We start from the raw sequence: 22,117 nt of genomic DNA on the forward strand, positions 1-22,117 counted from the left end.
CAAATTCATTCTTCTCCTTTCAGTTGATTGCCAAACCATTTCATTGGCTGCGGATGATCGTTCTGAAAAATGTGCTTTATTTCTGTATACTCTTCTAAGCCCACCTTCCCAAGCTCTCGGCCAATCCCAGATTGCTTATATCCACCCCAAGGCGCTTGTGCAAAATAAGGATGAAAATCATTAATCCATACAGTTCCCATTCGAAAGGCCCGACTAACTCGTTCCGCACGCTTCATGTCCTTTGTCCAGACTGCTCCTGCAAGACCATACACTGAATCATTAGCCAGTCTTATTGCTTCTGCTTCTGTTTGAAACGTTTCCACAGTTAAGATTGGACCAAAAGTTTCTTCCTGAACAATCCGCATATTGGCAGAACAGTGATCAAATATAGTTGGAAGAATGAAAAATCCTTGTGCCAAAGCTTTGTCTTCCGGCCCTTTACCTCCAACAAGCAGTGTTGCCCCTTCTCGCTTTCCTATTTCTATATATTTTTCTACCTTATGAAGATGCTCTGCAGATATTAACGGTCCCATTTCCGTTTCATCATCCATACCGCTTCCAAGCTTTATGCTTTTTACTCGGTCGACTAAAGCAGCAACAAAACGGTCATGGAGACTTTCTTCAATGATTAAACGAGTTCCAGCTGAACAAACTTGACCTGCATGAAAAAAAACGGCATTTAAAGCGTAATCAAGAGCCGTCTCAAAGTCGCAATCAGCAAATACGACATTCGGATTTTTCCCTCCTAGCTCAAGCGCAATTTTTTTAAAATTGCTTGCTGCATACCCAAGTATTTTCCTTCCCGTTTCACCTCCGCCAGTAAACGATATGAAATCGACATCCATTGATGCTGCTAATGTGCTGCCAACAGTTGCTCCTGAACCAGTCACAACGTTTATGACACCACTTGGAATCCCTGCTTCTTCTATTAATTCCATCATTTTTAAAGAAGTAAGGGGGGTAAGTTCACTTGGCTTTAATACAACCGTGTTGCCAGCAGCTAAAGCAGGAGCAAGCTTCCAAGAAGCTTGCAGCAATGGATAGTTCCAAGGTGTAATGAGAGCACAAACTCCGACAGGCTCTCTTCTTATTTGACTGGAAGTATTTTTGATTGGCGAATCAATGAATACCCTTTCATCTTTATTAGCTAAACTTGCATAATAACGAAATACATCGGCAATATCGTTCATATCTGCCTTACTTTCAATAAGGGTTTTGCCTGTATTGAGTGTTTCTAAGATTGCTAGCTCATCACAATGTTTTTCGACGAGTGCAGCAATACGATTTATTAGCTTGCTGCGATCATAGCCAGACATGTGCGGCCAAGTCCCTTCGTCAAATGCCTCTCTTGCAACAGCTATTGCTCGTTCAGCATCTTCTTTGCTTCCTTCTGCTACAATTGCAATAACCTCTTGATTAAAAGGATTGAGGATGTGTCTTTCCCTTCTCTCCGAAGCTTCCACCCATTGGCCAATAAACATATTCCAGTTTCGGATGTTTCCTGATACGAAATCTTTTATTCTACTAGAATGACTCACTTAAACACCAACCTCTCATATACAATTCGTACAGTGAAAACTGTACAAACTTTACGATAACATTCAAAACATTGTTTTGCAAATAAAGAGAAACTTCAAGTAAATAGGTCTTTTGCTCTAATTACCTCCGATAAAACCTTTTTCATTCAAAAAGGAGATGCTTTTTTTCTTCAAAGCAAATTCATTTAGCTTTCCCTTTCTTGTGGCATTTTTCCCAACATCGCTATTTTAGATCTATATCTTTCTTCACTCTTTTTGAACATGATTTTTCAACAATAAAAACATAAAAAACAATATGTTTGCACAGTTTCGGACATGCTAATAGTTGTATCTTTTTAGTGGAGAGAGAAGCTATATGTATGCTTAAATGAAAAAAGATGGCGAGTTAGCAAAGTAATAAAGTGAAACTTCCATAAGTGGGGGTTTTTTCTCATCCCCCACTTATGGTTAGTTGAACCAATCGGACATTTGACTTTCAGTTATCCCCCACCTAGCGCTTCTGATTCCTCTTACTCCCCGAGGTGGGGGTCTTGACTTGCCAGTTAGATGTGGGATAAATCTCCAGTTTTGCAATCTTGCAAATGGTATTTGCAAAACATCAGACCAACTTTTGCATGTACTTTCGCAAAAACTTGGTCTTGGTAAGTGACAAGAGGGCTTCCTATAATGAAAGTGAGGTGGAAATATAAGATGAATAATCGAGCAAGGGATCTCATTTTGTTCCTAATGGAAAATGATCGGTTCTTTACAGTGAAGCAATTGTCCGAACAGTTTTCCGTCAGCCAGAGGACCATGTATAACGATTTAATCGAGATTGATGAGTTTCTAATGAAGCATGACCTCGCCTCACTGACTCGACAAAAAGGAAAAGGGGTGTTCTTCTACCCGAAGCAATCGACAAAAAACAAAATAAAAATGCTGTTAGATCAGGCGGAATTCAGTTTTCATACTCCAGAAGAGCGAAAATACCGGATGTTGCATTTCTTTCTTATTAGAAATAATTATGTAACGATCGACCAGGTTTCCAATTTTCTGAAAGTATCAAGAAATACAGTTATTAATGACTTAAAGCAGATAAAGGATTGGCTTACTTCATTTAACTTATCCCTTATTTCATATCCTTATAAAGGTTTAAAAATTGAAGGAACAGAATTAGCCATTCGTAAAGCTCTGCTGGCTGTTTACCGTGAAGAACAAAGGCATTTACTTGACATTCCAAGCTCAGAGAGCATTATATTGAGCGAGTTTCTGTCCGAAGCAGATATTAATATGCTTGCCTTAATTGTTAGTGAAGCAGAACATGAATTGCAAACAATTATTGCGGACAATTCTTATTTCCGAGTTATGCTCCATCTTGGCATGGCAATTGCGCGTGTTAAACAGCGCCGCACATTGGAAAAAATGCCCTTTATTACTGGCATTCAAGAAACTCGTGAATATCAAGCAGCCTGTAAATTGAAAGAAAAAATTGACAGTTATTTTAATATAGATTTTCCTGAAAATGAAATCGGTTACTTTGCAGCCCAACTTGTGAGCAGCAGTTTGCAGAATACGAATCAATTAGGAAACATCAATGATCAGTGGCTGCCGCTGCAAATGATCACGCGTGCCTTCATTCAAGCAGTTGAAAAAGAATTGAATGTACCACTAATGAATGACGCACAACTTTTCAATGGTTTACTGGCTCATTTACGACCTGCCATTTATAGAATTAAAAACGGCACTACGATCGACAATCCTGTTTTGGATCAGATTCGCGACAACTACACACTTGTCCATTGCGCTGTTATGAAGACGATCACCATTATCGAGGCAGAGCTAGACATTATTTTTAATGAGGATGAAACTGCTTTTGTAACAATGTATGTCACAGCAGCACTAGAGCGCCAGAAAAAACAATCGCGCCGGACACCTGTGGCGATCATTGTCTGCAATACTGGGACAAGTACTTCCCAAATGTTAATGACGCAGTTGAAAAAATGGTTTCGCATCCGCTTGATTGGTGCATTTCCAGCCCGGCAAGCGAATGAAATTATTTCACGCCAGCCAATTGACTTGGTCATTACAACTGTTCCACTTGAATTGGATGATGTAGAAATAATAACGGTCAATCCTGTATTATCTCAGGAAGATTTGCAGAACCTAACAATGGTGCTAGAAAGACTAGACGGGCCACAGTTATTAGTGCAAGACATCATGAAACTCATCGAGCCTTATTGTACAATCCATGATCCTACAGCACTACGGAATCGATTAAAAGAATATTTCCATCCTGAAGATGCAATGCCAAAGATAAATGAGAGGAGAGCAAATCCTGTGTTAATCGAATTATTAAACGAAAACTTAATTGAAGTGAAAGCTGACATACAAGACCGGGATACTGCTGTGAAACGCAGCGGTGAATTACTCCTAAAAAATGGACTAATTGAGTCTGAATATGTTGACGCAATGGTTGATAATGTCCATAAAAATGGGAATTATATTGTAATTGCCCCTGGCATTGCGATGCCCCATGCACGTCCCGAATATGGTGTCAAAGACATTGGATTTAGTATTGTTACACTAAAAGAACCAATTGAATTTGGACATCGATTAAACGATCCTGTTCGAATCGTCATCGGATTTTGTGCAGTGGATCATCAAACACATCTTACTGCATTATCGGAACTTGTCGATATTTTAAACCAAGAAGAAAAAATAAAAGCAATTTTGGAAGCAACTACTTCAAAAGAAGTAATGAACATTATCAAAGAGGAGGAAAAATAATGCTAAACATTGTTACTGTATGTGGTGCTGGTGTTGGAAGCAGTATGATGCTTCGCCTATACACACAACAAATTTTATCTGGAGAAGGAATTAATGCTAATGTTGAAGCTTCTGATATTGGCTCAGTCAATGCAGATAGTTACGATATTGTGATTACAACATCTGATTTTGCGGATATTTTACGTAATTCTAAAGCTTATGTACTACGCATCGACAACATGATGGATAAAAACTTCTTAAAAGAAGAACTGCTTAAAGCAATCAAAGAAATTTCTTAATAAAAAGTACATGTTCAAAAAAGAGCAGAGGTTTCGTGGAATGAAGTCTCTAGGAACAGACTTGCACAAACCGTGCTGACTTCTTTCGTTGTATACAGAGCGCATTCCGGACCGGGGAGACTGAATAAAATCATTTAAAAAGCCCCCGGCATTTTCCGGACTTTTTGAACAACCTCTAGAATAGGAGTGACTAAAATGGACATCCTTATGTACCTTATTGACAACGTTTTGAATCAAGCTGTTTTTGTCATTGGCCTTGTCGTAGTTATTGGTTTGCTAGCTCAGAAAAAGTCTTTTGATGCCATTGTTTCTAGTGCAATCAAAACAATGATTGGATTCTTATTAATTAATACAGGAGCACAAACGCTAGGGGTTTCCCTCTTGCCGCTGCAACCGATGCTCAGTAAAGTTTTCCGTTTAAATGCAGACATCCCAAGTCTCGCTGAAGCTCAAACAGAAAGTTTTATCCACATCGGAACAGAAATGGCTCTTATTTTTGCATTAGGCTTTTTATTTCATATTCTACTAGCTCGTTTCACACGGTTTAAATATGTGCATCTTTCCGCACACGTTTCATTCTTTTACTCCGGTTTAATCGCTGCTTTGCTTAAATTTGGAACGAATTTAAGCTTCGTGCCGCTTGTATTAATTGGTGCTGCTATTTTAGGATTCTACTTGACATTCACTTGTGCGTACGTAAATCCACTTATGAAAGATATTAAAGGTGGAGAAGGCTTTACATTAGGACACTCTAGTTCTAGTGGTGTCTGGATTGCTGCAAAACTAGGCGGCATTTTCGGAAATAAAAAACGCGATTTAGAGGATATAAAAATCCCTAAAAGTCTTAACTTCCTTCGTGAAATGACAATCGCACTAACTGTCGTTATGACTGTCATGTTCTTAGTTGTTTCACTATTTTGTGGACCTAGCTGGGTCACTACAAACATTAGTGACGGCCGTGATATTATCACATTTTCTATCTTAAATGGATTGCAGTTCGGATTATGGATTACAGTCATTTTATCTGGTGTACGGATGCTTTTATCAGAAATTATTCCTGCTTTCCACGGTATCGCAGACAAACTTATTCCGAACGCAAAACCAGGTTTGGACGTACCGTTATTATTCCCGAATTATCCAACCTCTGTTATTGTTGGTTTTCTCACAAGTTTAGTTGCTGGTTTTGTTGGTATGGTGATCTTAGCAGCAGTTGATTATCCAATTGCGGTTTTCCCAGCATTAATCCCTACTTTCTTCACTGGCGCAGTTACTGCTATTTTTGGTAACTCTACAGGTGGAGTAAGAGGAGCTTTAATTGGTTCATTTACAAACGGATTAATTCTAATTATCGGACAAGCTTTACTGTTGCCTCATATCGGCTCATATGCTCCAATGATGCGAATCTTGAGTGAAACCGACTATGCTCTTTATGGTCCAATCATCGGCATCTTATTAAAACTAATCGGAGGTTGACCATGAAAAAACTCGTTCTCTATTTGACCTTTTGCTACCCTAATGAAAAGCGCTTTTTCCAAATTTTAGATATTTTAGAAAAACATAAAGTCGATATTTTAGAAATCGGCGTCCCTGTTGAAAATGCCCACATGGACGGTGCTGTCATTCAAGATAGCCATCGTCAAGTGCTTGCATCTGGAGTGGATGAAGCCTATTTTAAAGAAACATTAAAAAAAATAAAAGAAAACTATTCTTTTGAAGTTGCTTTAATGACTTATAAAGAAGGAATAGAAAAGTTTAATTTGCTATCAGGTAATGAAGATCTATATGATGGACTATTATGTGTTGATGAAATGATAACATTGAAAGAGTTTCCATCTCCTATTCAGTTGTACAACGAGGATCTTTCTGAAGCAGAAATGGAAGAAAGAATCTCTAACAATCGGATGTTTGCCTACTGTATGAGCGGCGTTGGGCAAACTGGAAGCTTTGAACAAGTGCCAACTAATTATATTGAAACAATGGCTCGCATTCGCGAGCGGAGCTCTCTGCCTATTTATATCGGCTTCGGCATTAAAGAAAAAGAAGACGTGGCACGCGTTTATGAAAATGGGGCAGATGGTGCAATCATCGGTTCCCATTTTATGAAAATTATTAATACTTCTACGCTTGAAGAAGTTGAAGCTTATGTGCAATCATTAAAAAGTGTTTAAGTTTTAAAGGGTTCCAGAAAGTCAGTAATCTGACTTTCTGGAACCCTTTTTTATTATTTTTATAAAGAAACATACAAAAAATCTTCCTAGCTTGTAAAATGATGCTTAAAATCATTCTATTTGGCTGCACACAAAAGATTTATTCGAGTAGATGCGAGTAATGCATCAAGCGATCAATAAATACGTCAGTTAGTCACCGGTTACGATCACTTCATTCCAATATACCTCCCATGAACTTATTGCCCAATAGAGTGTATGTATTTTTTGGGATGTTGGCAAGTAGTCTTTTTTTATATACATAAATTAATTGCTGTTTTCTGCATTTTTATGGCTCTTACGCAATGTTGGGGAATAATTACCTGTTGCTAAAGTAAGTAATGAAATCACTTTTTTAAAATACTATTTAGAAACGTACAATACACGTATGCGCAAGAGTTCAGAACTTGTTCATCCATACATCAATCGTTTAATCATCTTTAATCGGTTTACATGACCCTCTATAAATTCATTACTCTTTTCTTTTATGTTATTATATTCCAATTACATCTTAGAATAAGCATCACTAAAAGTGCGTAAGAGCCATTTTTATAGTGCCATAAACAGTCCTTTCATTAGGCTTATTTTTTTTTTCATGATCGATATTGAACAAAGACGAAATGAACGGTAAATGTTTATATGATAATTTATAATTGTAAAGTCAAATACAAAAAAGGAGGAAAAAACATTGTTAGTAACATCAAAGGAATTATTTGATATTGCCTCAAAGAAAAAGTTTGCTATTCCAGCCACTAACTTTGTTGATCAAAACACGTTACGCGCGTATATCAAAGTAGCCGAAAAAAGACAATTACCACTTATAATAGCTTTTGCTCAAGCTCATCATGATGTGATGTCTCTAGAAGAAGCAGCCTTACTAGGTAGATACTACGCAGAGAATGCAAGTGTGCCAGTCGTGCTTCACTTGGACCACGGTCAAGATATAGAATTTATCAAAAGAGCAATTGATCTTGGGTTTACTTCTGTTATGATTGATGCTTCTCAAGATCCATTCGAAGAAAACGTTTACAAAACAAATGATATAATTAATTATGCGCATCCTAGAGGAGTTGTTGTAGAAGCGGAAATTGGCCATGTAGGTTCAGGAGATAACTATGAAAACCACGAACATAGTGAATCTTTTTATACTACTGTAGAAGATGCAAAACACTTTTATGAAAAAACGAAAGTCGATTCACTCGCTATTTCAATTGGAACCGCTCATGGCGCTTATGTTGGTACGCCAAAGATCAACTTTGATAGATTAAAAGAAATTGCTCAAGTAGTGCCACTTCCACTTGTATTACATGGCGGATCCTCTTCAGGAGATACTAACCTTAATCGATGCGCCGTAAACGGTATTGTGAAAATCAATATATTCACTGATCTCGTGAATGCAGCGGTAAGGGATTTATCGGTAAATGAACAGAATTATTTTGAGGTTCAAGAACAATTGCGTTTTAGAATAGAAAAGTGTCTTGAACATTATTATAGCGTTTTTAATACGCAATCAATAGAACTCTAAATTTGAAAGGATGATCGTAAAATTGGCGTATAAAAAAATTCAAGCACCTTTTTTTGTTGTAAACCCTAAGACCTTTTTATACGGCGAGTCATTGATGGATTTAGCACAGTATGCTAATCAATTAGCTGATGAATACAGTATTGATATACTTTTTACAGCTCCTTTGACGGAGCTCGCTATTGTTGCCAAAGAGTGTCCAAAATTATTTGTCACTTCCCAACATATGGATAATATTAAGCCCGGAGATTCAATGGGACGGGTCCTACCTGAATCTTTAAAACAAATTGGTGTTCGTGCAGTCGTCTTGAATCATGCTGATAATCCAGTATCACTTGCGATTCTCGCAGATACTATTCAAAGAGCAAAAGATGTAGGATTACAAACGATTGTATGTGCTGACTCAGTTCAAGAGGGACAAGCTGTTGCTGCTCTAGGACCAGACATCGTCTTAGCTGAACCAACTAGACTTATAGGTCAAGAGCAAATAAGTGATCGTGTTTATGTAACTTCAACGATCGAAAAAATTAAGGAAGTTAATTCTAATGTTTTGGTGGAACAGGGAGCTGGGATTCGCTCAGAAAAGGACGTGATGGAGTTATTGCAACTTGGAGCCGATGGTGTTGGTGTAACTAGTGGCATAGTCAAAGCAGGCAATCCAAAAGAAATGATGAAAAAAATGATTCTTTCAGTAGCAGATTTTAAAAAAGAAAGGAAGTAATTTTATGGCTGTTTATTCCGGAAAGCTTATCCTACCATCACATGGTAATAGAGTAACTTATCATGAAGTAACCGAGCAAGTGAAAGAACATGTAGCTAAAAGTGGCATTCAGGAGGGGATTTGTACCGTTGCCTCGCCACATACAACGTGTTCCGTCATTTTTGAGGAGTTATCGTACGATAAAAATTATTATGGCTATGAGTATTTACAGGTTGATTTAAACAATCTTTTGGAAAAGTTAATACCACGCTGTGTAACAGAAGGACAGTATTTTCATCCAGGACCAAATCATATTAAAGTTGGATTAGAAGACTTTAAAGGTAAAATTAGTCCTGATGCGTATACAATGCTAAATACAGATGCACATCTGAAAAGTACACTTTTAGGGACAAGTGAAACGTTTGTAATTGAAAATGGTGAAATGCAGATTGGTTTAGTAGGTTATATCTATTTTATCGACTGGGACCAAATACGTAAAAGAGATCGTACTTGTCATATAAAAATTATCGGTGAATATTAAAGAGCGATATTCAAGTGAAGAAACCAACATAATAGGTTTGAGGTAATCATATGCAATAAATCTCCTTTAAATTGTGTCTTAATAAGAAAATTAAATAGATATAAACATAATTAATAGACTGTCATTACCTTATATAGGGATGTGTCGAAGTTGCTCGATATCTCAAAACGTCAAGCAAAGTTAATAGAGTTAATGTCTGAAAGGGAAGAATATTTACCAGCTAAATATTACGCAGATTGTTTAAAAGTATCGGAAAGGACAATTTTTAATGATATTGCAAAATTGGAAGGGTTATTAACAACTTATCATATTGTCATTGATAAAAAGCCAAATCTTGGTATAAAACTTTGTGGGGAGATTATTTCCTTAGATCATTTGATTCAAGATGTTTTTAAGAAGACAAAAATAAAAGATTCCACTTACTATACACCTTTGGATCGACAAATATTAATAGTGAAGAGCTTATTGATTGAAAATAAAACGGTTACTTACCAATCTTTATCATTGGATTTCTATATTAGTACTACGTCTATTATTAAAGATATTCATCGGATTCGGACTTTTATGGACAATGATGTGAAGCTCGTTTCAGACGTCAAAGGCACCCGGGTTTATGGTACAGAATCTGGTATACAAAGAGCACTTAAACGTTTTGCTTATTATTTAATAGAGCAAGTAATGCATAACTATTCCCTGTCTTCTTATTCTAAAATACTCGATCCTTTATTTGGAAAAGATATTGTGAAAGTTGTTTATCAATCTATGCAGGAATTAATATCAGCACTAGATTGTAATGTTTCCGAGCAATACTTAAAATCTCTTTTCATTTCACTATTGGTATTGACTGCACGTTCCTATCGTGGCAATCACTTAAATGACTCACCAAAAATACAGATAGAAGGAATTGAGTATTTAACAAATTACCCACTAGCGATTCAAATTTGTCATAGTATCTCATCTAATTTATGTTTTACATTTTCGGACCTAGAACATAGGTATGTAAGTAATCAACTATTTGCCCATCGGATTGAAGCAAAAGTGAATAATAAATACTTTGAGTCTCTTTTTTCCAGTGATATTCAAAGTATTATTTCCGACGCAAGTGAGGCATTAGAAATAGATTTAACGACTGATGATAAGCTTTATGATTCCCTGATTTATCATATGTTTCCAATGATCTATAGGATAAAATCAGACATTGATATTGTGAATCCGTTATTAAATGAAATAAAAAATAACTATGGTGTTCTTTTTAGAGTTATCTGCTATATATTAGAAGATTTTGAAAAAAAGTACGGTATTAAATTAACAGATGATGATATCGGTTTTATTACAATTCATTTTAGAGTTGCAATTGAGCGTAAAGCACAAATATCTAAGATTTTAGTTGTTTGCCAAACAGGGCTTGTTACATCTGACCTAATTCTTAATCGCATCAAAAAACTCTTGCCCGCAAATTTACAGTTTAAGCTTATTGCAAAACCACATTTGAAAGATGAAGATATTTCAAGTGTTGACTTTATTATTTCTTCCGTTCAACTAGACAATATAGATATGCCTATCGTTTACGTATCACCATTAGTTAGTGATGCAGATTTAATGAAAATTTACTCCTATTATTTAAAATACTCGGCGTCTTCTGTGAAGAAAAAAGATGTAGACAAACTGGAGCCAGATATTATTTTAAGGAATTTAAATAGTCGCTACGTTTTTCTAAATGAAAAAGTGAAAACAAAGCAAGCTTGTTTAGAAAAAATGATTCATCTACTTGAAAAAGATGGTATCGTGCAAAAAAACTTTAAAGCCTCCGTTTATGAACGTGAGGAACTAGGGAACACCTCTGTTCAAAAATGGGTTGCTGCTCCCCATGGACTGCAATCGTATGTAAACGAAACCAAAATTGCCATCATGACTACAGAGGAGCCTATCAAATGGAATAATGAATCAAACGTCTCATTAATTATATTACTAGCGGTGGCAGAAAGAGATATTGTTCATATTCGTAAACTTCTAGGTCATATTTATAGAATTATATTAAATACAGAGAATATCGAGAGAAGTATTAAGTCTCTAAAACAACCAAATGATTTGATAAATCTATTTTCCGGTAAATTTTAGGATCATGATACAAAAGTAGAAGGATTTTGGAGGACAAACACATGTATGTAGAAGAAGACTTAGTTTTCTATAACCTACCTTTCGTTAATCAAGATCAGCTTTTTGATTTTATGGCAGATAAACTCGAAAAGAAAGATTACGTAACGAAAGGTTTTAGAGAGGCAATTAAAAAACGTGAAAAGGAATACCCAACTGGATTAAAACTAAGCGGCCTAAATGTAGCCATTGTCCATACAGAAGCGGTTTTTTCCAACACAGAAAAACTGGTGGTGATTAAACCTAAAGAACCAATTACATTCAAAAATCTAGAGGATTTACAACCAATCGAGGTGGACTTGGTTCTTGGCCTGATTTTGAACGATAGCAATACACACTTAGAGATACTGCAAAAAATCAGTACTTTACTACAAGAACAAAAGGTTATTAAAGAGATTCAAGATGTTAAGTCTCAATCTGAATTGCTGTCATTAATGCAATATTACATTAATTAAAAAAGGAGAATGCAAAATGAAAAAAAGAATAGTAGTTGCTTGTGGGGCAGGTTTAGCAACTTCCACGATGATTTTAGAAAAAGTAAAAAATACTTTAGAAGGGACAGGAATCAAGTATTCAATAACTCAATCACAAATTTATGAGTTATCTTCGCATGATGGTAATGCAGACTTGTTTGTCACTTCTATGAAAGTTGATGAAACAAAGTATAAGACACCTGTTGTTATAGGGACTTCATTTTTAATTGGTATGAACGAAGAAGAAACAAAGAACAAAATTATTCAAATACTTTCAAAATAAGGAGGAGTAATTGTGGGAATTATAGACTACTTTTTATCTTTGGGGTCAACAGTTTTTGTTCCACTTGTATTAATTGTCATTGGTATTGCTTTGGGCCAAGGAGTGTTACGTTCTATCCGTAGCGCAATTACCGTAGGTATAGGTTTTATTGGACTAAATTTAGCAATTTCTTTAATATCAAATACATTAGAACCCGCTGTTAGTAAAATTGTCGAACGCTTTTCAATTGACTTAACAGTTATAGATATAGGTTCAGGTGCTGCTGCAGGTGTTGCTTTCTCATCTGTTGTAGGTGCCCTAATTATTCCTGCAGTTTTTATTCTTAACGTACTACTGTTAGTAATTGGGTTTACTAAAACAATGAATATTGATATCTTTAATTATTCACATTACGCTTTTACAGGTGCTGTCGTTCATTTGATGACTGGTAGTATTGTAATAGCGATGGGAGCAAGTTTAATTCAAGCAACGTGGTCCCTATTATCAGCCGATTATTCAGCCAATCAGGTCCAAGAAGCGCTTGGTGTTGAAGGAATTTCAATTCCACAAGGATATGCGGCAAGTACTGTCCCGATTTTCACTGCTTTAGATAAAATTTACAATCGCATTCCATTCCTACGTGATTCAAAACTTGATTTGTCACACTTACAGCAACGTATTGGCATGTTTGGTGACCCAGTTATAATAGGCGCTGCACTTGGTACAATCCTAGCCTTGTTAGCGGGTTATAACTTCGTTGATGGAGCCAATTTACTTATGGGTGTAGTAGCCATTATGGTACTTTTCCCTCGTATGGTAAAAATTATCGTGGAAGGATTACTACCAATCTCGGAATCAGCCAAAATTTTCTTTAATAAACATTTTAAAGGAAAAGAAGTTTTTATTGGTTTAGACTCTGCTTTAACGCTAGGTTTACCAACCACACAAATTGTTGGTACGATGTTAATTCCCGTTACCTTGATTTTAGCTGTAATTTTACCTGGTAATAAGGTCTTGCCATTAGGTGATTTGGCATTTGCTGCTTTCTTTACTTGTATGGCAACGATTATCCATAAGGGTAATATCTTAAAAACAATTATTAGTGGTGTTATTAATATGGCCATCATCCTATATATTTCAACCTGGTTTGCTCAATACTTCACAAAACTTGCAGCTAACAGTGGCGCTGTAGGCATCAAAGGTGAAACAACTGCTCTTTGGAATGGTAATATTTTTGATTTGATCATTGCAAAATTAGGTAGTTTCGGAGTTATTGGGATTGTTATTCTAATTATTATCACAATTCCTATCGGTCTTTATGTTAAAAAAGTCACAGCCAGCCAGAAAGCTGTTTAATATATAAAGAAAGTGAGTGTATACAGTGTTAGTTTCACCCTCTATCCTGAGTGCTGACTTTCTTCTATATTTTCTTTCGTTACGGACATACCAATCATTTTTTACGGACCTGGTGATGAAAAATTAGCACATCAACCTGATGAGTATGTTTTTATTGAGAAATACATTCAGTCCAAAAAGGATTATATTGCATGAACTAAAAGATATGATCAAAGTTTGAAGGAATCCTCGGGTAGAAAAATTCTATTATAGGCATATAATTCTAAAAATGTATATAAAGGGGAGTATGAAATGAGCGTATATAATACAACTGTTTTTAATGCCAAGACTAAATTAATTTCTGGAGCAGGGAGTATGAAGGAACTATCCGGGGAAATAAAAAAGATAAAAGCAAGTACCATTCTTGTTATTACTGATAAAGGCATAAAGAATGCAGGTATTTTAAATCAAGTATTAGCGGAAGTACAACCAAGTTGCAAAACGATTATATTTGATGAAGTAAAACCAAATCCATGTGTGGAAATGACTGATAAAGCTTTTCATTCTTTTAAAGATAACGGTATTCATTTAATTTTAGCAGTTGGAGGGGGAAGTGTACTAGACACTGCTAAAGGACTTTCTATACTCTTAGCAAATGGCGGTTCAATTGCAGATTATTTTGGATTCGATTTATATAAAAATAACACTTTACCTATATTTGCAGTACCTACAACTGTTGGAACAGGAAGCGAAAGTGGGAATGCCGCAGTTTTTACAGATAATAAAGATGATTTAAAAACGAAGAGACTAGTATTTGGTGAAGATTTATTCCCAGAAGTTGCTTTCCTTGATGCTGCATTACTTAAAAATATGCCAAGTCATCTTATTTCATCCACAGGAATGGATGCACTTACACATGCTATTGAGGGATACGTATCAAATTGGAGTTCACATGTAACAGATGCGTTAAACCTTCATGCAGTTAGAGTGATTGGAAACTCAATTCGTCAAGCAACAGCCAATAGTGAAAATGTAGAAGCTATGCATGCAATGTTACTAGCAAGTACAAGTACTGGTTTAGGCATGGCAAATTCAGGTCTTGGGATGGTACATGGAATCTCTCACGCGATAGGAGCACAATATGATGCTCCGCATGGTATAGTTAATGCTATTCTTCTTCCTTATATACTAGAGTATAACTGGATCGCTAATCCTGTTAAATTCTCTCATATTGCAGAAGCCTTACGTGTAAATATTGATGGATTATCTGTTGAAGATGCTGCAAAGGCCGCAATTGAACATGTTAAGCATTTAACGAAAGAGGTTGGCATACCTGAAAAGTTAAGAGCAATTGGCGTAGATGATTCCAAGATAGATTTATTAACAGATATAGCATTTAATGATCAACAATATATGGTTCCAAATCCTCGTAAAATGACAAGACAGGATATATATAACATCCTTAAACAAGCTATTTAGTTTTATCCCACATCTAACTGGCAGTAAGACCCCCACCTCGGGGAGTAAGAGGAATCGAAGAAGTCTAGGTGGGGGATAACTGCCAGTAAATGTCCGATTGGTTCAACTAACCATGAGTGGGGGATGAGAGAAAACCCCCACTCATGGAAGTTTCACTTTATTGCTAAAAAAATCAGACTATAAAGGAATCAAGAAACGTACTCCATTCTTAAATGATGCAATATTTGACTTGTCACACTTACAGCAACGTATTGGTATGTTTGGTGACCCAGTTATAATAGGCACTGCACATGGTACAATACTAGCTTTGTTGGCGGGTTATAACTTCGTCGATAGAGCCAATTTATTTATTTATTTATGGGTGTAGTAGCCATTATGGTACATTCCCTCGTATTGTAAAAATTATAGTGGAAGGACTACTACCAATCTCAGATGCTACGAAAAAATAATTTAACAGGTATTTCAGTGGAAAAGAAGTATATATAGGGTTAGACTCTGCATTAACATTGGGGTTGCCTACAACACATATGTTAAAAAGGTAATATCTAGTACTAATTAACAGAAAGGTGAGTGAAATTGGTGATTGTATCACCTTCTATTTTAAGTGCTGACTTTCTGAACTTGGAAAGGGATATTAAACGATTAGAAAGTGCGGATGCGAATTTTATTCATATTGATATTATGGATGGCGTATTTGTTGACAATATAACTTGGGGGCCATCCACTGTTTCAGAGATTCGTAAAATAACGTCATTGACTTTAGATGTACACTTAATGGTCAATAAACCAGAACGCATAATAGATGAATATATTAAAACAAAAGCCAATATTATTACGATTCATCCAGAAAGCACTATTTTTTTAAGAAAGACGTTATTGCAAATAAAAAATAGTGGTCTTAAGGCTGGTTTAGCTTTAAAACTGGAAACACCGATTAATGCAATAGAAAATTGCTTGGATTTAATAGATGTTGTACTTTTACTGACTTGTGATGAAGGTTTTGGAGGAATGGATTTTCATCCTCTATCGCTTGAAAAAATTTCGCTGCTAAGTAAGTGGCGTAGAGATCAAGGCCTAGATTTTAAAATTGAAGTAGATGGTGGTGTCAATCTGGAAACTGGAAAGTTGTGTAAAGAGGCGGGGGCTGATATATTAGTTTCCGGTTCCTATATCTTTAAGAGAGATATGAAAAAAGCTATTAATCTATTAAAAAATGTATAAAACTTCCCCTCTATTAGGTAAGATGTTGCATAGAACTTTAGATATACTAAGGTAAATATAAATAAAAAACATAGTTAGCGTTTGTAAATGCGACAGCACCCGATGTGGAAACAGTAATGGCAGATCTCCGTTTTTTTAAAATCAATAATTTAGTCAACTCAACCACAGCATGCACGCATCCCTGTACGGATGCGTGTTTTTTATCCTAGTTGATCATCTTTACCGGGCATATATTGAAGTAAAATTTTCAACTTGAAAAGGCCTCTCCTTTTTATGGAAAGACCCTTTCATCATACCTATGAATCATGACTGCCGTAGCTAATCAAATTAGTAAAAATACGATATCCTCCAGGTACTTGGCTTTGAATTTGTCGATACCATACTAAATTCGTATAAAGGTATGTTCCTTTTCCATACTTCGCTAACAAGATTCCACCAGTGAACGGTTCTTCATTCGGGTCTGCAATGCTGACAAATGTTTCATAGTTGTCATCCCAGTCCATCGGAAAATAAAGACCACGTTCTTGTACCCATCCGCTCCAATCAGCTTCCGTAATTTCATTTGGATAATGGAATAATGGATGCTCTGGCTGCAGTATCTCTACTGCTGATTCTTCGTCTGTCACACGCCAGCGAATGGAAGGATTCCCAATCTCCAGCTTGTATGGCGCTGTCTTCTTAGTATCCCACTTATCAGCTGGTTTATGATATTGCATCACAACATGACCGCCATCTTTTACATATTCCAACAGCTTCTCATTATTTTTAAGCAGATCTTCTCTTGATAAGTAAGCGCGGATGCCGACAATAATCGTATCATATTTGCTCAGGTCGTTTGTTAAGTCTGACTCTGTTAAACTTGTTATATCAAATCCTGCAAGTTCTAATGATTCTGCCACCTTATCAAAGCCACTGTCTATATAGCCGATTTTTAAATGTTTGGGGATTTTTAAATCAAATGCAACGACATTTACTTTTGCTGGATAAGCAAAATAAAACGTTCCAATATGATCATAGCTAATCTCTTGAATAGTATCCTTCTGAACAACATCATCTACAATAGCAATTGCCTCAATGGAAAATGTCCCTGCTTTTATATCAGCTGGCGGCTTTACTGTAAAAACAACTTCTTTTTCTTCACGATGCTTTTCAAATTCTACATCTATTTGTTCTTGTGCAAGCGTCCATCCATCTGGAACTTGCAATTGGATGCTTGCTTTTGCTGCTCCTATTTGATTATTTTTCACTTCAACTGCTACTGGTATTTTATCTGGCACATCAATCGTATTAACGACAATATTATCAGGATTTACGGTTAAGCTTAATGCTGGTAAAACTGCAACCGTTTCAGTCGGAATAAATCGATGCTGAGCCGTTGTTTTTTCAAATTGGTAGGATAGCTTTGCTTGAATAAGCGGTGCATCATATGCATGAGAGTATGATGCATCATTCGGTACTTTTACGTTGAATTCCCAGTTTCTCTCCTGCCCAGTTTCTAGTAATCCCTCGTCTTTCTCTCCTTTTACATCCCAATTTGCTGGTGCGTCTAATTCAACTGACAGATGTTCTAATGCTGCATTACCATTATTTTTTACTGTCACGGTCACAACTGTTTCGCCGCCTCTTGTTAACGCAGGCGTTTCTACATTCGTTTTTACTTCAAGCTGTGATGCTGCTAAACTAGCAATATTCAATTGTTCTTCTTTTATCATCATTTTATGAAGCAATTCATTTTTTATCGCCTCTTCCAGCTTGGAACCCTCTGTTTGAAGCTGAGCAGTTTTTAAAGCAACTAGTGCTTCGTGTACAGTTTTTAATACTTGATCATGATGAGGATAAGCATGTACGGCTTTTTCTAAACTGGATTGTAGTGCTTTTAATGATGCCGCTAATTCCTGCTCTTCATGAGGCAAGATATTTGCCCATTCACCAAAGTGGTATGGCACTCCTTTAAATAACTCGTCATCCGCTTTTTCTGAATAGATGCTTTCTACTAATTCGAGATTCACCGTGCGTGGTTCAACTGGAATGTCTTTTCCCATTCCTTGGCTCTTATGCAAGTAGCGAGATTGTTCACCGATTTGTGGATATGATTGTTGATAAATCGGATCAATATGCCCAATCTCGATTGCTGTCGATGTCTGCACTTCGGTTTCAGCAGGTAAATACAGCTTTTTCACTTGCCATGGCTGCAACCCTGATTCTAACTGTTCAGGAAAAACAGCTGGGTCTGCGGCATCTTCAAAGGCTCTTAACGAAAGAATGGTCATTGTCCGATGGTGTCCATGCTGTGTATCTACATCGCGAAAAGATGGCATTACGATATCCGGCTGGTACGTGCGGATAAATCGGATAAAACGCTCATATACTACCGATTCTCCCCACTTTTCAAGCGTTTCCTCTGGTGTTTTTGAAAAACCAAAATCATAGATAGGATCGTCAGTTGTCTCACTTAAATGGTATGCCTTTACCCCAGTTACTTTTGCTGCTTCGATCATTTCTCGAGTACGAATAATACCTAAAGCATTGTCAAGCTCCTGGCCAATTTCATTTTGGCCGCCCTCGCCGCGATTTGCAATGAGACTGGACGTTTTCACACCAAGACCGCGAGATAAATATGCGAGAAAATCACTGCGTTCATCGTCTGGGTGTGCACCTGTATTTAAGAAAACAACAGTTGTTTCCAATGGTTTTACAGCATTCCACAATTCTATCTTTTGCTTTTCATCATTTTTTGCATCTGCTCGATACATACTAGGATACAGGGCGACAGTAAGAAGCAATACAGCAAATATAGAGAACCATTTTTTCATTTTTCTTTCTCCCTTCTTTTGTTGTCAATGCTTATTGATGAAAATGTGATTAATGCTCACCTCCTTTCCTGTTCAATTCAATTAATCGCTTTCACTTTCTTTCGATACGATTAAAACGCTTTCTTTTTGTGCCATGTTTTGCTGCTAAAGTCACCTGATGTTGGTCTTGTAAATCTTATTTAACAGACATTCTATGAATAGAAGTGGAAACATGCTCACTTCATTTCTATCATGTTGGCGTATACGGCTTGCTTACAGCTGAAAACTAACGAGCTGCTGTTTCTTTTCTGCAAGTTGTTCAATAATTTGCGCGCAGCGATCATCCGGCCAGCTTCGTTAGAATTCGGCCCGCATTAAAATGCTTCTCACTGCTATGAAATAAGTTGGGGAATTGATGTTATGCCACTCTTCTTCTGTTAATCGACATCTTTTCCACCGTTTGGATCATTTGATTGATTTCTTTTAAAGTGCAATCAACCAATTCTCCCTCTAATTTGCATGTTTCTTTTGCAATAGTATGAGCTTTTCTAAATGGCACCTGATAATTTCTCGCTAGTATATCTACAAGTTCTGTATCATCACACTAGTTTTAGATGACATTTCTTTTATACGTTCCTTATTTCATTTATCGTCATCATCACCGCATACATTTAGCGGAATACACGCGCGCTGTTTTCAAAACTTCGATATAAATGCAACTGCAAGTTATCTTCTGTATCAACAATATCTCTAAAGAGTGTTATGAATCAGCTCATTCGCAGTCAGCGCTTCTCCATATGCACTGCTGGTACTGGAACTGGAATGCTCAATGGAGACAGGGGTTTTTTTATGCTTTTATTCTTATTTTTAAATTATTTAATGTTGTAATTATAAAAATGATATTAGTCAATGGTAAGGTAGAAGGAAAACAAACAGTTGCTTCCATGAAATGCCGGATATATTTTCAAAAAATGGATAACATAAGTTTGAAAATATATACAGGGGTGATAAATATGCCATTAATGCCGTATGAACCATTTCGTTATTTAGATCAGTTTAGACGTGAATTCGATCGGTTTTTTAGCGATCTTCCAGAAAATGTTTCTGCAATAGGTGAAAGATTTGGAGGCCCAAGAGTGGATGTCCATGAAACAGAGGATGCAGTGATTGTAACGTGTGATATTCCAGGTCTGGAAAAAAAGGAAGACGTCAAAATTGAAATTGAACCTAATCTGTTAATGCTAAGCGGCACCATCCAACATACTCGTGATGTAAAACAAGAACAAATGCATCGTCAGGAAAGAATGGTTGGTCATTTTAAACGAACAGTATCATTGCCTACGAGCGTTTCAAGTGAAGGTGTGAAAGCTACATATAAAAATGGTGTACTAGAGATCCACATGCCAAAACGAATGAACGAACAGCGAAAAGCCATTGATATCGAATTTCATTAATGAGACGAATAAAAAGACATAAAATATTGGTGAAAAACACAATAGAAATGGCACACAAGAACGCTTGGATACTGTCCAAGCGTTTTTATTGCATATATACTGGCTTTTCTATATAAAAAGGCTTCTGTAAAGATGATCACAGTCAGCCTGTTCTCTTTTTAAAGATATTTTTAACAAAATCTTTTTTGAAATTTGTATATTCATTTACCCCAGTTGAAGATTTCTTTAGATACTCCAACTTAATCTTTAAATAGTGCATTCTTGAAATTTAGTTAAGAAATCGATGGTTTCACTAAACTGATACTACACAATGTGAAACGTTGCTTTTTAACATTTCCTCCAACTCATTCGTTAAGGGTAACATTTTGATAAGAAATCGAGATCGCACCCTTATCCTATACTCGATAGTTTAATTTATGATCGTGATATGGGTTTAAATGTACAAGTACATCTTTTATTTCCTGATGTTTTTCCAGCAGTTTTTGTTTCACTGCCTTTGCGATTGTATGTCCTTCTTCCACACTAAGATGCGGATTCACACTTAATTTTATATCAATAACAACGTAGCGGCCGTGCTTACGAGCATAGATCTGATCAATTCTTAGTACACCATCTACATTTTGAACGGTTTGTTCAAATTTTTCGATCTCTTCCTTGTTTAACACTTGCTCCATCATCACGAGAGAAGATTCCTTAGCTAAAGAATAGCCAACCTTCATCACAATGACTGAGACGAGGATGCCAGCTGCAGCATCTGCGTATAGAAGAAAAGGAAGTTCAAAATAGCCTCCTAACATGGCGCCAGCAACTCCAAATAAAGCGGCAATTGAAGATAAAGAATCAGACCGATGATGCCAAGCTTCACTCATTAATGCAGCACTGTTATATTTTTTGCCTAAGAAGTATTTATATTGAAAGAGTGCTTCTTTTACGAGGATAGAGATGATGATTGCTACGAGTGCCAACTTTCCTGGAATGTTTGGTGTTTCTCCAAAAAACACTTTGATAGAAGAAAGACTAATTTCAACCCCGATGATGATTAGTAAGAGTGCTACGATGATGGAAGCTATGTTTTCTGCTTTGCCATGTCCATATGGGTGCTCTTCGTCCGGCGGTTTTGATGCTATCTTAACACCAAATAAGACGACGATAGAGCCAACAATATCTGATGCCGAGTGGGCAGCATCTGCTAACAGCGCCTTGCTTCCAGCTACAAAGCCGATAACCCCTTTCATAATCGTCAAAAGAGTATTGACAACGATTCCCACCCAAGTTGCAAACTCAATTTGACGTGTACTTTCTTTCATAAATAATCACCATCCTTTCTCTCACTCATAATCGTATCAAACGAGGTTTGAGTGGGTCTACAGCAACGTTTTTAGCTTTAGCTACGATTTT

At 36.5% G+C, this 22,117-nt stretch carries 17 protein-coding genes and 1 pseudogene; 14 read left to right on the top strand and 4 right to left on the bottom strand.

The window, feature by feature from the left end; genetic code table 11:
- Positions 1 to 5 precede the first annotated feature (5 nt).
- On the bottom strand, positions 6 to 1,481 hold the full coding sequence (gene betB / locus J2S08_RS15625) for a betaine-aldehyde dehydrogenase (protein WP_307231166.1): 1,476 nt from the start codon (positions 1,479 to 1,481) through the stop codon (positions 6 to 8).
- Between the two features lie 747 nt (positions 1,482 to 2,228).
- Here betB and J2S08_RS15630 point away from each other — a divergent pair.
- The 13 genes from J2S08_RS15630 (at position 2,229) to rpe (ending at position 16,473) form a co-directional block, all read left to right on the top strand.
- Positions 2,229 to 4,304, top strand: a complete 2,076-nt coding sequence (locus J2S08_RS15630) for a BglG family transcription antiterminator (protein ID WP_307231121.1) — start codon at positions 2,229 to 2,231, stop codon at positions 4,302 to 4,304.
- Positions 4,304 to 4,582 (top strand): PTS sugar transporter subunit IIB, encoded by a 279-nt coding sequence (locus J2S08_RS15635; protein ID WP_307231122.1) that lies wholly within the window; start codon positions 4,304 to 4,306, stop codon positions 4,580 to 4,582. The genes J2S08_RS15630 and J2S08_RS15635 overlap by 1 nt, the downstream gene beginning before the upstream one ends.
- Positions 4,583 to 4,777: 195 nt before the next feature.
- A complete protein-coding gene (locus J2S08_RS15640) occupies positions 4,778 to 6,055 on the top strand; it encodes a PTS ascorbate transporter subunit IIC (protein ID WP_307231124.1) in 1,278 nt (425 codons plus the stop codon).
- A gap of 2 nt (positions 6,056 to 6,057) precedes the next feature.
- On the top strand, positions 6,058 to 6,750 hold the full coding sequence (gene trpA, locus J2S08_RS15645; RefSeq protein WP_307231126.1) for a tryptophan synthase subunit alpha: 693 nt from the start codon (positions 6,058 to 6,060) through the stop codon (positions 6,748 to 6,750).
- Positions 6,751 to 7,474: 724 nt separating this feature from the next.
- The gene (locus J2S08_RS15650; protein WP_307231127.1) at positions 7,475 to 8,311 is read left to right on the top strand and encodes a class II fructose-bisphosphate aldolase; all 837 of its coding nucleotides are present in this window, start codon (positions 7,475 to 7,477) and stop codon (positions 8,309 to 8,311) included.
- 22 nt (positions 8,312 to 8,333) lie between these two features.
- Positions 8,334 to 9,029: a triose-phosphate isomerase gene (locus J2S08_RS15655; RefSeq protein WP_307231129.1), complete on the top strand. Its 696-nt coding sequence runs from the start codon at positions 8,334 to 8,336 to the stop codon at positions 9,027 to 9,029.
- Positions 9,030 to 9,033: 4 nt separating this feature from the next.
- On the top strand, positions 9,034 to 9,549 hold the full coding sequence (locus tag J2S08_RS15660) for a YjbQ family protein (protein ID WP_307231131.1): 516 nt from the start codon (positions 9,034 to 9,036) through the stop codon (positions 9,547 to 9,549).
- Positions 9,550 to 9,699: 150 nt separating this feature from the next.
- Positions 9,700 to 11,667 carry a BglG family transcription antiterminator gene (locus J2S08_RS15665; protein WP_307231133.1) on the top strand — a complete coding sequence of 656 codons (1,968 nt, stop codon included), beginning with the start codon at positions 9,700 to 9,702 and terminating at the stop codon, positions 11,665 to 11,667.
- 41 nt (positions 11,668 to 11,708) lie between these two features.
- Positions 11,709 to 12,158, top strand: a complete 450-nt coding sequence (locus J2S08_RS15670; protein WP_307231135.1) for a PTS sugar transporter subunit IIA — start codon at positions 11,709 to 11,711, stop codon at positions 12,156 to 12,158.
- A gap of 16 nt (positions 12,159 to 12,174) precedes the next feature.
- Positions 12,175 to 12,459, top strand: a complete 285-nt coding sequence (locus J2S08_RS15675; RefSeq protein ID WP_307231137.1) for a PTS sugar transporter subunit IIB — start codon at positions 12,175 to 12,177, stop codon at positions 12,457 to 12,459.
- A gap of 12 nt (positions 12,460 to 12,471) precedes the next feature.
- Positions 12,472 to 13,794: a PTS galactitol transporter subunit IIC gene (locus J2S08_RS15680; RefSeq protein WP_307231139.1), complete on the top strand. Its 1,323-nt coding sequence runs from the start codon at positions 12,472 to 12,474 to the stop codon at positions 13,792 to 13,794.
- A 291-nt stretch (positions 13,795 to 14,085) separates the two neighbouring features.
- Positions 14,086 to 15,252 carry an iron-containing alcohol dehydrogenase gene (locus J2S08_RS15685; protein ID WP_307231141.1) on the top strand — a complete coding sequence of 389 codons (1,167 nt, stop codon included), beginning with the start codon at positions 14,086 to 14,088 and terminating at the stop codon, positions 15,250 to 15,252.
- Positions 15,253 to 15,831: 579 nt separating this feature from the next.
- On the top strand, positions 15,832 to 16,473 hold the full coding sequence (gene rpe, locus J2S08_RS15690; RefSeq protein ID WP_307231168.1) for a ribulose-phosphate 3-epimerase: 642 nt from the start codon (positions 15,832 to 15,834) through the stop codon (positions 16,471 to 16,473).
- Positions 16,474 to 16,769: 296 nt separating this feature from the next.
- On the opposite strand, the gene J2S08_RS15695 is transcribed toward rpe, so the two are convergent.
- Positions 16,770 to 19,286: an NEW3 domain-containing protein gene (locus tag J2S08_RS15695; RefSeq protein ID WP_307231143.1), complete on the bottom strand. Its 2,517-nt coding sequence runs from the start codon at positions 19,284 to 19,286 to the stop codon at positions 16,770 to 16,772.
- Between the two features lie 397 nt (positions 19,287 to 19,683).
- A pseudogene (locus tag J2S08_RS15700) lies at positions 19,684 to 19,848 on the bottom strand (hypothetical protein); the annotation flags it as partial.
- A 430-nt stretch (positions 19,849 to 20,278) separates the two neighbouring features.
- On the opposite strand from J2S08_RS15700, the gene J2S08_RS15705 reads away from it, so the two are divergent.
- The gene (locus tag J2S08_RS15705) at positions 20,279 to 20,719 is read left to right on the top strand and encodes an Hsp20/alpha crystallin family protein (protein WP_307231145.1); all 441 of its coding nucleotides are present in this window, start codon (positions 20,279 to 20,281) and stop codon (positions 20,717 to 20,719) included.
- A gap of 395 nt (positions 20,720 to 21,114) precedes the next feature.
- Here the strand turns inward: J2S08_RS15705 and J2S08_RS15710 are convergent, their stop codons facing one another.
- Entirely contained in the window at positions 21,115 to 22,026 is a 912-nt protein-coding gene (locus tag J2S08_RS15710; RefSeq protein WP_307231147.1) for a cation diffusion facilitator family transporter, read from the bottom strand.
- Positions 22,027 to 22,117 lie beyond the last annotated feature (91 nt).

Origin of the sequence: Bacillus chungangensis (assembly GCF_030812995.1) — a bacterium.
In the GTDB taxonomy this organism is placed as follows: domain Bacteria; phylum Bacillota; class Bacilli; order Bacillales; family Bacillaceae_C; genus Bacillus_CF; species Bacillus_CF chungangensis.